Origin of the sequence: Streptomyces sp. NPDC002054 (assembly GCF_040296685.1) — a bacterium.
Taxonomy (GTDB): Bacteria; Actinomycetota; Actinomycetes; order Streptomycetales; family Streptomycetaceae; genus Streptomyces.
Genome location: NZ_JBEOXT010000061.1, coordinates 21,350 through 33,336, shown reverse-complemented (window position 1 = coordinate 33,336; position 11,987 = coordinate 21,350). Strand labels below are relative to the sequence as shown.

At 74.7% G+C, this 11,987-nt stretch carries 11 protein-coding genes and 1 pseudogene; 6 read left to right on the top strand and 6 right to left on the bottom strand.

Annotated elements, in window-relative coordinates:
- The first annotated feature begins 98 nt into the window (after positions 1–98).
- On the top strand, positions 99–479 hold the full coding sequence (locus ABT123_RS35440; protein WP_150210415.1) for a tetratricopeptide repeat protein: 381 nt from the start codon (positions 99–101) through the stop codon (positions 477–479).
- 17 nt (positions 480–496) lie between these two features.
- Here ABT123_RS35440 and ABT123_RS35435 read toward each other — a convergent pair whose 3' ends face one another.
- Together ABT123_RS35435 and ABT123_RS35430 are read right to left on the bottom strand one after the other, a co-directional pair.
- Positions 497–760 carry a DUF6343 family protein gene (locus tag ABT123_RS35435; protein ID WP_351322331.1) on the bottom strand — a complete coding sequence of 88 codons (264 nt, stop codon included), beginning with the start codon at positions 758–760 and terminating at the stop codon, positions 497–499.
- A gap of 56 nt (positions 761–816) precedes the next feature.
- Positions 817–1,419 (bottom strand): hypothetical protein, encoded by a 603-nt coding sequence (locus ABT123_RS35430; RefSeq protein WP_351322329.1) that lies wholly within the window; start codon positions 1,417–1,419, stop codon positions 817–819.
- Between ABT123_RS35430 and ABT123_RS35425 the strand changes: the two are divergent.
- The 4 genes and pseudogenes from ABT123_RS35425 to ABT123_RS35410 form a co-directional block, all read left to right on the top strand.
- Positions 1,319–1,759 (top strand): annotated as a pseudogene (locus ABT123_RS35425) (helix-turn-helix domain-containing protein); the annotation flags it as partial. The gene ABT123_RS35430 and the pseudogene ABT123_RS35425 overlap by 101 nt on opposite strands.
- Before the next feature lie 1,146 nt (positions 1,760–2,905).
- The gene (locus tag ABT123_RS35420) at positions 2,906–3,883 is read left to right on the top strand and encodes a hypothetical protein (RefSeq protein ID WP_351322337.1); all 978 of its coding nucleotides are present in this window, start codon (positions 2,906–2,908) and stop codon (positions 3,881–3,883) included.
- A gap of 118 nt (positions 3,884–4,001) precedes the next feature.
- A complete protein-coding gene (locus tag ABT123_RS35415; RefSeq protein ID WP_351322327.1) occupies positions 4,002–6,896 on the top strand; it encodes an SCO1167/SCO6262 family helicase in 2,895 nt (964 codons plus the stop codon).
- Entirely contained in the window at positions 6,893–8,107 is a 1,215-nt protein-coding gene (locus ABT123_RS35410) for an SWIM zinc finger family protein (RefSeq protein WP_351322325.1), read from the top strand. The genes ABT123_RS35415 and ABT123_RS35410 overlap by 4 nt, the downstream gene beginning before the upstream one ends.
- 899 nt (positions 8,108–9,006) lie before the next feature.
- Here ABT123_RS35410 and ABT123_RS35405 read toward each other — a convergent pair.
- The 3 genes from ABT123_RS35405 to ABT123_RS35395 all read right to left on the bottom strand — a co-directional run bounded on the left by ABT123_RS35405 (position 9,007) and on the right by ABT123_RS35395 (position 10,471).
- Positions 9,007–9,462, bottom strand: coding sequence for a DUF4357 domain-containing protein (locus ABT123_RS35405; RefSeq protein WP_351322323.1), 456 nt, complete (start codon positions 9,460–9,462; stop codon positions 9,007–9,009).
- Between the two features lie 96 nt (positions 9,463–9,558).
- Positions 9,559–9,843 carry a DUF4357 domain-containing protein gene (locus ABT123_RS35400; RefSeq protein WP_351322321.1) on the bottom strand — a complete coding sequence of 95 codons (285 nt, stop codon included), beginning with the start codon at positions 9,841–9,843 and terminating at the stop codon, positions 9,559–9,561.
- 88 nt (positions 9,844–9,931) lie between these two features.
- Positions 9,932–10,471, bottom strand: a complete 540-nt coding sequence (locus tag ABT123_RS35395; RefSeq protein WP_351322319.1) for a hypothetical protein — start codon at positions 10,469–10,471, stop codon at positions 9,932–9,934.
- Between the two features lie 126 nt (positions 10,472–10,597).
- On the opposite strand from ABT123_RS35395, the gene ABT123_RS35390 reads away from it, so the two are divergent.
- Positions 10,598–11,305: a chaplin gene (locus tag ABT123_RS35390; RefSeq protein WP_351322317.1), complete on the top strand. Its 708-nt coding sequence runs from the start codon at positions 10,598–10,600 to the stop codon at positions 11,303–11,305.
- Here ABT123_RS35390 and ABT123_RS35385 read toward each other — a convergent pair.
- Positions 11,292–11,948, bottom strand: a complete 657-nt coding sequence (locus ABT123_RS35385; protein WP_351322315.1) for a DUF2293 domain-containing protein — start codon at positions 11,946–11,948, stop codon at positions 11,292–11,294. The two genes, ABT123_RS35390 and ABT123_RS35385, sit on opposite strands and share 14 nt — an antisense overlap.
- Positions 11,949–11,987 lie beyond the last annotated feature (39 nt).

Here is an 11,987-nt window from a genome sequence, read left to right as displayed (position 1 = left end):
CAACGGCGTCACAGTGACAGCCATACCCGGGACCCCTGGGCCCCACCGATCTTACGAATGACCAGTTCAGGCCCACATCAAGAAAGGTAGGACACACTGTGTCGGAGACCAGGCCCAACCCGTCCGCCAGCCCCGAGACGCATGTCATCGACTACCGCGCCGCGGAGCAGCTGCTGGCGGCCCGGGACCCGCGCGGAGCGGTGCGGCTGCTCGACTCGGTCATCGCCGCCCACCCCGAGAACACCGCGGCCCGCCTGCTGCGCGCCCGGGCCTTCTTCGCCGCTGCCCAACTGAGGCCCGCCGAGCTGGAATTCGAGCTGGTGCTGGAGCGGGAGCCGGACAACGCGTTCGCGCACTTCGCGCTGGCCCGCACCCACCAGCGGGCCGGCCGTCCGGGCCCGGCCCGCAAGCACTTCAGGCTGGCCGCCGCCCTTGACCCGAGGCCCGAGTACCTGGAGGCGGCCCGCTTCGAGGGCTGACCGCACGCCGACCCGGCTCAGGGGCGGCTGCGCGGTGGTTCGTACGGCGGGATGTCCGGGCCGGGCTGGTAGTGCGGCCCTTGGTGGATGTGCCGCAGCACCATGATCAGGTCGACCACCACGACCACCATCAGCCCCCCGCAGGCCACCGCCCAGCCGGGACGGCCGGCCAGCAGGAATGCGGCCGTCCCAGCGGCGGCCCAGACCAGCCCCCACATACCCAGCCAGAACCGCAGCCGCAGCGGGCTGCGCGCCGTCACCGGCTCGTTTCCGGAACGCATGGACCTCGCCTCCCGGGCTCGGTTCCATCCTCCCACCGCGGGCCGGCTGAGGAGTTCTACGGGTTGAGCTTGTTGACGGCGGTGGTCGTCGTCTTCTTGAAGGCGGAGACCGGGGCGTCGGACAGGTACCCCATCTGGCTCCACTTCACCACGGTCACGGTGGAACCGTCCCTCCCGATCCCGTACAGGCCCACACCGGGCTCGGACTCGGGGATCGAGGTGTGCACCCCGTAGACGTGCGCCCCCTCCTCGACCTTGATCTTCCCGTAGTCCTGCCAGGAGGCGGTCCCGCCCGGGTTCGTCCGCAGCCAGTCGGCGGCGCAGGCGGCGACCTTGCGCTCCAGGGCCGTGGCCAGCTTGGCGGCTGCGCTGTCGGAGGCGGCCCGTACCGAGATCTGCAGGGCCCCGGTGTCGAACTCGGTGCCGAAGGTGCGGTGCCAGGAGTTGGCCTTCGGAAGGGCGCCCTCCAGGCAGAACACCGGCCACTCCGGCAGGCCCTTGGTGACCGGGCCGGTGGACCACGGAGAGGCCGGGTGCGGCGGCAGGTCGCGGCCGGTGATGAACCCGGGCGCGGCGGCGGCCGTGGCAGTGGCCGTGAGGGTGAGGGCGGCCGTGGCCGCGAGGACGGCGGTGAGAGTGGTGCCGAGACGCTTGAGCATGATCGTGCTCCCCGTTGTCATGAGTGTGTTGCGCGTGCTGGATCAGCATTCCCCCAGGCCGGGGTGTCGGGCGACGGATTGCCGCGGATTCGGGACACTGGAATGGCCGTACGTGCTGTCACCTGGGGGAATGCCCCCTGCATGGAACGGCGGGGCGGGACGGCCGGGGCGGACGGCGCGGCACCAGGGGATGGGGGAGCGGGGCGTGGGTGAAACGGAGCGGTTCGCGCGGTTGATGCGGGAGCTGAAGGAGCGGTCCGGGCTGAGTTACGGGGTGCTCGCGCGCAAGCTGCACACCAGTACGTCGACCTTGCACCGGTACTGCAACGGGGAGGCGGTGCCGACGGAGTTCGCGGCGGTGGACCGCTTCGCGCGTACCTGCGGGGCCTCCCCGGGGGAGGCGGTGGACCTGCACCGAGCCTGGCTACTGGCAGACGCCCGCCGCCGCGCAACGCCCCGCTCGACCCCGCCGAGCCCGGGCACGGCCGGCCCTCCGGCGGCCGACGCCGACACCCCGACGAGCCGTGCCGCGGCCTTGCGGGAGCCGGAGCCGGAGCCGCCCGCTGACGGGGCCCGGCAGCCGGGGACCGCGGCCCCGGGGCCGGTGGCCGGTCCGGGCATGGCCGGGGCTTCGGGGGTCGGAGGCGATAGCCCGGCGAGCCGGGCCGCGGCCCTGCGGGAGCAGGAGCAGCCCGCTGACCGGGTCCCGCTGCCTGGCCCCGCCGCCCCGCTGCCGGGGCCGGTGCCCGGGCGCGGTGTCGGGGCGCCGACCGGGCCGGCGATGACCGGACCTCCGGAGCCGGAGGCGGGCCAGCCGGCCGGTCCGGGCGCAGCCGGGGCTTCGGGGGCTGGAGGCGATAGCCCGGCGAACTCGGGTGTTGCTCGGGCGCCGGGGCGGGCTCCTGCCGAGGCCCTGCGGGAGTCGGCGCCGGAGCTGTCCGCTGACCGGGCCCCGCTGCCTGGGCCACCGACCCTGGGGTCGGACCCGGCCGGGGCTTCGGGGGCCGGGGACGGTAGCCCGGTGAACTCGGGCGTGCAGTCGGAGCCGGGGCAGGCCCCGGCCGCGGCCCCGCGGGAGCCGGAGTCGGAGCAGTCCGCTGACCGGGACCCGCAGCCTGGGCCCGCCGCCCCGCAGCCGGGGCCGGTGCCCGGGCGCGGTGTCGGGGCGCCGACCGGGCCGACGATGACCGGGCCTCCGGAGCCGGAGACGGGCCAGCCGGCCCGCCCGGGCTCAGCCGGGCCTTCGGGGGCCGGAGGTGGTAGCCCGGCGAACTCGGGCGTGCAGCCGACGCCGGGGCAGGCCCCGGCCGCGACCCGGCGGGAGCTGGCGTCGGAGCTGTCCGCTGACCGGGACTCGCAGCCTGGGCCCGCCGCCCCGCAGCCGGGGCCGGTGCCCGGGCGCGGTGTCGGGGCGTCCGCCGGGTCGGCGAAGGCTGGGACTGCGGAGTCGGAGGGGGGTGCCGCGGGGCCTGGGGTTGGGGCTGCGGTGGAGGCCGACCGGGGGCCCTGGTACCGGGGGCGGCGGGCCGTCGCCGGGGCGGTCGCGGGCGTGGCAGCGGTCGCGCTGGCGGCTGCCGGCCTTGCGATGGCCGGGCAACCGGGCTCCGACCGGCCGGAGGCCGGTGGCCCGGTGGCCGGCCCCAGCGCGGCCCCTGCCCCCGGCACCGGCACCGGCACCGGCGCCGGAAGCGGAACCGGTACGCCCACGAGCCCGGCCTCCGGCAGCAGCCCGGAGCCGGGCAACGGCACGGGTACCGCCCCGGGCCCCGCCCCGACCCCGCCGGGCCCGGGCCCGACCGCCTCCGCGATCCCGTCGACGGCTCCGGCGCTGCGTACCGCCGTCCGCTCGCACGTGTGGGCCAACGGCTGCGACCACGCCTACCTGCTGCGGCAAGGGCCGGAGGCGGTGCCTCCGCCTCCAGCGGAGGCCGACGCCCCGGCCTGGGCCACCGCCCGGCAGGCCGTGCACGCGGGACAGCAGATCGTGGAGGTCACCGTGCACGGCATCGGCATCGGCAAGGGCGCAGGCGCAGGCGCAGGCGCCGGCGCCGTCGTCCTCCAGGGCCTGGACATACGGGTGACCGCCCGCCGCACCCCGCCACCCTGGAACGTCTACCTGATGTCGCCCGGCTGTGGCGGCTCGCTCACCCCGGCCGCCTTCGCCGTGAACCTGGACGCGCCGCGTCCGCTCGCCCGGCCGGTCACCGGCCACGACGGGGAACGGCCCGTTCCGGCCCCGGCGTTCCCGCTCCGGGTGACGGCCGAGGAGCCGGTGGTGCTGCGGATCGAGGCGTCCGCCACCGGCTGCGACTGCGACTGGTACGCCGAGCTGCGCTGGTCCGGACCGGCGGGCTCCGGAGTCACCCGCATCGACGACAACGGCCGGACCCTGCGTACCAGCGCCGCCCCCGGGCGGCCCCAGTACGGCTATGCGAGCGAGCTGGGCCGCTGGGCCAAGGGCTGATCCGCCCGGCATCTGCGCAGGTCAGCGGCGCTGTCAGTGGCCGCACCTAGACTCGGCCACAGTGATATCCCCGCCCTGCGGGGGCCGACCGCGACCGAGCCGAGGAAGGGAGCCGCGCATGCCGAAGCCGCCGCACACCCCTGCCCCGGCTCCAGCTCCGGCCCCGCCCCACCACCCGCCCGGCGGAGCCCTGCACCGCACCGCCGCCGTGTTCCTGCCCGCCGCCGTGCCCCGGCAGGGGCGCTTTGCCTTCTGGTCCCCCGACGGGGAGCCGCTGCCCGCGAGCCCGGAAGGGGCCGAGCAGCTGACCGTGGTGCGACCGCACGGAGCCGCCGGCATCCGCAGCCGCGAGGTGCCGGCCGTGGTCCTGTCCGTCACCGAGGCGCTGCCCCTGCTGGTCCGGGCCGCCGCGGACCCGGCGGCCCACCCCGCCACCCGCTGCTGGGGAACCGCCGCCCGGCAGGCCCTGGGGCTCGTCGCACGCGGGCGGCTGCTGCCCGGGCTCACCCCGGAGGGGTACGACGCCTGGCGGGCCGGGCCGCTCGACGCCGAGGACATCGCGCAGCTCCGCGCGGTCGCCGCCGCCCTCCCGCACGAGGGGTACGCCACCCCGCTGGCCGGACGCCGCCCCCTGCACCTGCCCGAACCGGAGGCGCTGCTCCGGGCGTTCCTCGACGCCGTCGCCGACACCCTGCCGCGCACCCCGGCCGCGCCGTTCGCCGCAGGCCGGCCGTTCGCCGCGGCCGAGCCGCAGCGGGTGCCCGGGATGCAGGACTGGGCCGCGCAGGTCGCGGCGGGCTCCGACGCGGGCGTCGGCCTCTCGCTCCGGCTCGACCTGTCCTCGTACCGGCTCTTCGACCAGGCGGAGCCGGAGGAGGTCCGGCGGGCCGGCGCCGCCGTGGTCCAGCTGCACAGCCTCGCCGATCCGACGCTCGTCACCGATGCCGCGCAGCTGTGGGCAGGCACGGCCGCCGCCGGGTTCGGCCCGCGCGCCCGGGTCGACGCGGTGCTCGCGCTGCGCCGGGCCGGCCGGGTCTGGCCGCCGTTGCTGAGGCTGCTCGACCAGCCGGTGCCCGATGCGCTGGCGCTGTCCGACCCCGAGCTCGAAGACCTCCTCGGCCGGGCCGCGACCCGGCTCGCCGCCGCCGGGGTGCTCGTGCACTGGCCGCGCGAGCTCGCCCGTAGCCTGACGGCGACCGCGGTGGTGCGCTCCAATGCGCCCGGCTCGGCCACCGACGGGACCGCCTTCTTCGACGCGGCCGGGCTGTTCTCCTTCTCCTGGGAGCTCGCCCTCGGCGGGGACCGGCTCACCCCCGGCGAGATGGATGCGCTGGCCCAGGCCCACCGGCCGGTGGTGCGGCTCCGTGACCAGTGGGTGCGGGTGGACCCGGAGCTGGTGCGCAAGGCGCGCAAGCGGGAGCTCGGCCTGCTGGACCCGGTGGACGCGCTGGCCGTCGTACTCGGCGGGACCGCCGAGGTGGACGGCGAGCCGGTGCCCGCGGTCCCGGTCGGCGCGCTCGCCGCCCTGCGCGACCGGCTGACCGGGGACCTGGAAGCCCTCCCGGCGCCGGCCGGCCTGAAGGCCACCCTCCGCGAGTACCAGGCGCGCGGTCTGGCCTGGCTGGACCGGATGACCTCGCTCGGCCTCGGCGGTTGCCTAGCCGACGACATGGGCCTCGGTAAGACCGTCACCCTGATCGCCCTGCACCTGCACCGGGCCCGCCCCGAGCCCACCCTGGTCGTCTGCCCCGCCTCCCTGCTCGGCAACTGGCAGCGCGAGATCGAGCGGTTCGCCCCCGGCGTGCCGGTCCGCCGCTACCACGGGGCCACCCGCACCCTCGAGGGCCTCACCGGCGACGGCCTCAACAGCACCGGCGCCGGTTTCGTCCTCACCACGTACGGAACGATGCGGGCCGGCGCCGCCCGGCTGGCCGAGCAGAGCTGGGGGATGGTCGTCGCCGACGAGGCTCAGCACGTCAAGAACCCGCACTCGGCCACGGCGCGGGCCCTGCGCACCATCCCGGCCCCCGCGCGGGTGGCGCTGACCGGAACCCCGGTGGAGAACAACCTCTCCGAGCTGTGGGCGCTGCTCGACTGGACCACGCCCGGGCTGCTCGGTCCGCTGACGGCGTTCCGGGCCCGGCACGCGCGCGCGGTGGAACAGCAACAGCAGGAGGACGGCGGGAACGATGAGGCGGTGGCCCGCCTCGCGGCCCTGGTCCGGCCCTTCCTGCTCCGCCGCAAGAAGTCCGACCCGGGCATCGCGCCCGAACTCCCCCCGAAGACGGAGACCGACCACCCGGTCTCCCTCACCCGGGAGCAGGCCTCGCTCTACCAGGCCGCGGTGGACGAGGCGATGGCGGTGATCGAGGCGAGCGAAGGCATCGAACGCCGCGGCATGATCATGAAGTTGCTGGCCTCGCTCAAACAGATCTGCAACCACCCTGCGCAGTACCTGAAAGAGGAGCACCCCCGCATCGCGCACCGTTCGGGCAAACTCGCCCTCCTGGACGAGTTGCTGGACACGATCCTCGCCGAGGGCGGCTCGGTGCTGGTCTTCACCCAGTACGTCACCATGGCCAGGATCCTGGAGAAGCACCTGGCGGCCCGCGGGATCGGGACCCAGCTGCTGCACGGCGGCACCCCGGTGCCGCGCCGCGAGGAGCTGGTGGACCGCTTCCAGTCCGGCGAGGTCCCGGTGTTCCTGCTCTCCCTCAAGGCGGCGGGCACCGGCCTGAACCTCACCCGGGCCGCCCACGTCGTGCACTACGACCGCTGGTGGAACCCGGCCGTGGAGGAACAGGCCACCGACCGCGCCTACCGGATCGGCCAGACCCAGCCCGTCCAGGTCCACCGCATCATCGCCGAAGGCACCGTCGAAGACCGGATCGCCGAGATGCTCGACATGAAACGCGCCCTCGCGGACGCCGTCCTGGGCTCCGGCGAAACCGCCCTGACCGAGCTCACCGACCGGGAGCTCGCCGACCTCGTCTCCCTGCGCAGGCCCGCATGATCACGAGCCGGGACGACCGCCGCCGCACCTTCGACTCCGTACCGCCGGGCACGGAGCCCACCAGCTGGTGGGGCCGTGCCTGGACGGCGGCCCTGGAAGAGCTCTCCCGCGACTCCGCGCGCCTGACCCGCGGCCTTGCCTACGCGGACTCCGGCCAGGTCGACGCGATCACCGTCACCCCCGGCCGGCTGGTGGCGTACGTCCGGGGCAGCCGCCCCCGCCCCTACCGCACCGAACTCGCCCTGACCCCCTTCACCGACGAGGAATGGCGAGACCTTCTCACCTCCCTCGCGGCGGATCCGGCCGCGCTCGCCGCCCTCGTCGAACGGGAGATCCCCCGCTCCCTGGCGGATCGGATCCTGCCCGGCCCCGGCGACCTCCTCCCGCGCTGCTCCTGCCCGGACGTCGCCCACCCGCCGTGCAAACACGCAGCCGCCCTCTGCTACCGCGCCGCCCGCCTCCTCGACCAGGACCCGTTCGTCCTCCTGCTGCTGCGCGGCCGGGGCGAGCGTGAGCTCCTGGAGGAGCTCACCCGGCGCAACGCGGCCCTCGCCGCCCGCGAACGGCCTGATTCCGCCCCGGACTTCCCCGGCGTCCCGGCCCGTACGGCCCTCGCCCGCCCCCTGACACCCCTGCCCGTCCCACCCGGGCCACCCACCGCTCCCGGCGCACCTCCGGCCTACCCGCCAGACCCGGCCGGCCCAGACCCGCTCGCCCTGGACCAGCTGGCCACGGACGCGGCAGCCCGGGCCCGTACCCTGCTCGGCACCGGCGAGGACCCGTACGCCGGGCTCACCCTCTGGCAGGACGCGGTCCGGCTGGCCTCGGCCCACCCCACGGCCGGACTGACCACCACCGCCCGCCGCCTCTACCGCGACCTGGCCCACGCCACCGGCCGCACCACCACCGACCTGGCCCGCGCTGCCGCCGCCTGGCGCCAGGGCGGCCCGGCCGGCCTGGCTGCCCTCGACGAACCCTGGGACCCCCCGGCCGGCCCCTTCGACCGCGCCCGCCCCGCCCTCCTCGCCGCAGGCCAGGGCCCGTTCCGCCCGCACCGCAACCAGCTCACCTCCGCCACCCGCCAACTCCGCCTCGGCCGCGACGGCCTCTGGTACGCCTACGAATCCCGCCCCTCCACCACCGACTGGTGGCCCACCGGCACCCCCTCCCCGAACCCCCTCCACGCCCTCGGCCACCCCGACCCCACCTGAGCCTTCGGAAACTTGACAGAGTCGGAGCCACTGCAGCAGCCCACCGGCCCTTGAGGGGCGGATGGGGGAGACCGAGCGAAGTGCGACGGCTTCGGCCCGTCTGGAGATGTACGCCCGGCACTGCGAGGTGATGAACCGGGACCGGGAACAGCTCACGGAGTGGCGCGTCCACACCACCGCCCATCGCCCACCGTCCCGGTCGGCGCCGAGGCCCCTGACGGTGGCCGGGCAGCTGAAGCGGCGGATGTCCCGCATGCCTCGCCAGGGCGGCACGGCGCCCGGCCGGGAGACGGACGTTCACGTGGTGAATGGGCGCGGGGGCAGCCACATGGTGCCGCGTCCTCGGACTGTTCGCAGGCAGCGTTTCCGCCGCGATAGTCCTCAACTCGGGCCTGCACCTCACGGGTCCGGACGGTTCGGTCATGACACCGTTGCAGGCACTTCAGATGCTCGCTGTGGGGGCCACTCTGGTGGGCCTGTGCCTTCTGGTCCGTCAGTGGACCTGGGGTGAGTGGCTCGCCTGGGCCGCTCCCATCGCCTTCACGGCGGTCGCCTCCCTCGTGGTCACCTCAGGCTCGGTGCTGCACGCGATGTACGCCGACGAGCTCGACCTCACCCCCCCGACGACCTGGACGTGCCGGGAATCTGGCAGGCCACCGCGGCGGCGAAGCTGTTGGCCCTGCTCAGCATGTGCCTGTGTGTACCGGCTGCCTGGGGCATCGCGAAGCACGTACACGCGCCGTTCGTCAGCCCCTTCGAGAGGCTCGGCGTACCGCTTTACGTCCTCGTCCAGGTACTGGCGGTCACCGTGTGCGCCGGGTGGGCCCTGGCAGGTGCGCCTGCTGCCGGTGGACAGCGGGAAGGCTGCGTGTTCGTTCGCTGCCGCGAGCTGGCCGAAGTCAGCCGCGTAGCTCAGCCAGGAACTCGCCCTGCTCGGTTTCCCATACGTTCCAGCCGTTGATCTGGTAGCCCGTGATGGACGCGGCGGCCGAGGACGGCGTGCGGTGGCGCGAGTTGTCGTGTTCCAGGCGGATCTCTCCGTTGGCGAGGACGGTCGCGTGGTACTCCTCGCCATGGTTGCGCCGCTTCCATACGAGTCGCTGATTGGCGCGGAGGCGGCCGGACTCGATCAGGGGCAGCAGGCCACCCCGGCGCTTGACCCGGACGACACGGCGAGCGGGCTCAGGGGGCCCGGCCGGGATCGGGCCCGCCGCTGTTCCGGTGTCCGTGCGTTCCTCGTCGTCGAGGCCGAGCAGCCGGCGGAGGACGGAATTCGGGGTCGTGTCGATGAACGGGCGGGCAGCCAGCTGGAGCGCCGTGTAGACCTCCTCGTCGACCTGGATCGTCCTGTCCATCCGCGGGACCCTCCTACTTTCTCTCTCTTCTCTCTGATGGCAGGATACCTCGGCCCACCCGTGGCGGGCGGGCCGAGGTGCCCGGCCGCGCGGCGCTCAGGCGGCGCGCATGTACCGGTACCGGAAGGTGTCGATCGGGATTCCGTCCGCGGTCTCCCAGGCCCCCCACCCGGCGACGGGCCGGCCGGCGATGTGGCTGGCCGCGCTCGAGGGGGAGTCGTGGCAGGTTCCATCGGCCAGGGCCAGTCGTCCGTCCTTGAGTAGGAAGGCCCGGTGCAGCTCGTCGAGGCGCGGGCGGCGCCAGAGCAGGACCTCACCGGGATGCAGCAGACCGTCCGCGACGAGCTCGCTCAGATGGATCCGGCGAGTGAACTTGGCCATGCGGCACACCTCGATCTCTCTCGTAGTTTGGAGTGAGATCCCAGTATTAATCTCAGTTGTTTGTTGCGCAAGGGGGTAGTTCGGCGTCTCAGGCGGGGAGTTGTGAGGCCCAGGTGGCCAGGGTGGTGAAGTCCCGGTCGCGGAGGCCGTGGCGGGGGTGGATGCGGAGGAGGAGGGCGGGGGTGGGGTGGTGGGTGTGGACGTGGGCGGTGTCGCGGGGGGTGATCAGGTCGTCGACCCAGGCGAAGGGCCGGCCTGCGGCCCAGTCGAGGAGGGGGCGGGTCTTCCAGAAGAGGCCGTCGGGGTCGCGGGCGAAGGGCTCCGGCCATTCGATGACCGGCAGGTCGGTGGGCAGGCCGATGCGCGGCGAGACCAGTGCGTTGGCCTCGTGCGTCCAGGCGGTGGCCCAGGCCAGTTCGAAGGGGAGGGCTTGGAGCCGGGCGCCGTGCGAAGGGTGGAGCAGGACCCGTACGCCGCGGCGGGCGCGACGGGATCCCGGGCGCTGGTGGGACATCCAGATGTCCGGATGCATGCGGTGGCTGCGGTAGCCGCGCAGGCCGGGCAGGCGGGAGCGGAACGGGTTCAGCGGGCCGTCCACGTCGAGGAGGAGCAGCGGGCGCACAGTCATGAAGTACGCAGTACCCAGTACACGATGGGGTGAAATACCTACCGGCTCTATAACCCGTATGGGTTTACCGCGTTGTTCCGGTGCGGGTGGTGCGCCCGTGAACTCATCCGGAAGGCAGGAAAGCTGATGCGTCAGGGTCGTCGGAATGGCTTGATCGCGGCGGTGGTCGTGGGAGGTGCGGTCTCGGTCGGAGCCGGCGGATTCGCGTTCGCCGATGCCGAGGCGGACGGGCGGGCGGAGCGCTCACCGGGGCTGCTCGCCGGGAATCTGGTGCAGCTGCCGGTCCACGCGCCGGTGAACGTCTGCGGCAACACCGTGAACGTGGTCGGACTGCTCAACCCGGCCGCCGGGAACACCTGCGTCAACGCGGACGGGAAGGGTTCGGGCGCGGGGCATCGGGGTCCGCGGTCGTCCGCCCATCCGTCCAAACTGGGCGGGGGGCACGCCGGGAATCGGGGCGGGGCCGTCGCCGAGGGGCGCGGAAAGGATTCCCCCGGAGTGCTGTCCGGCAACGGCATCCAGCTGCCGGTACAGCTCCCGGTCAACGTCAGCGGCAACTCGGTGAATGTGGTCGGGGTCGGGAACGCCGCCCACGGCAACGAGTCGGTCAACGGTACGCGGCCCACCCCCCGGCCCCAGCCCGTGTCGCCGCCGGCGGTCACCCGGCCCGCCACCCCGCCCGTTACCCCGCCGGCGCCGGTGCCGGTGCAGCCGGACGGGCCCTCGCTGGCGCAGACCGGCGCCGGTGGGATGGGCTACCTGCTGCCGGGCGGCGGCGCGCTGGTGCTCGGCGGGGTGCTGCTGTATCGGCGGTTCCGGCTCAACCAGGCCTGATCCGCCAGGCATCCAGGATCGTGTCGATCTGCGGAGCCAGCCGGGCTCGGGCCCGGAACCGGGGCACTCCCGTCATCAGGAGCGCGTCGTACTCGGTGTCGTCGTGCCGGACAGCCGCCCGCACCGCCACCGAGACGGCGAGCTCGTCCAGAGCCCGGCCGGCCGCGCTGCGGCCCACCCGGCCGCTGCCGCGCACCGAAGCGTGTGTGGCGATGGCCAGCGCGCGGTCGGCCGGGCAGCCCGGGAACAGCCGGCGTATCTCGGCGGCGAAGGCCGCCGTGAAGCGGAGGTCCTCGGCGGCCCGGCGCGCCCGGGCGCGGTCCCGGTGCCTGGCCCGGGCATCGGCGTCCGCCAGGCAGGACCGTTCGGCGCGGGCCAGGGCGCCCTCCTCGACGAGCAGCCCTTGGCGCTCGTAACGCCGGCGGCGCTTGTTGAAGCGCACCACGACGGCGCACAGCGAACTCCCCTCGCGGGCCCGGCGGGTGAGCGCGGCATGCCCGCGCGGCAGGTAGACGAGGTGGCCGAGATCGGCGCAGTCCAGGCAGCGCGGCACACCGGATTCGCGGACCAGGTGCGGGAGCGGGCCGTGCCGGCATTCCGCGCAGCTGATCTGCTTCAGCGGTTCGAACACCACCAGGTTCATGGAGAGTTGATACCGCTCTCCGGGCCCCATATCACTTCG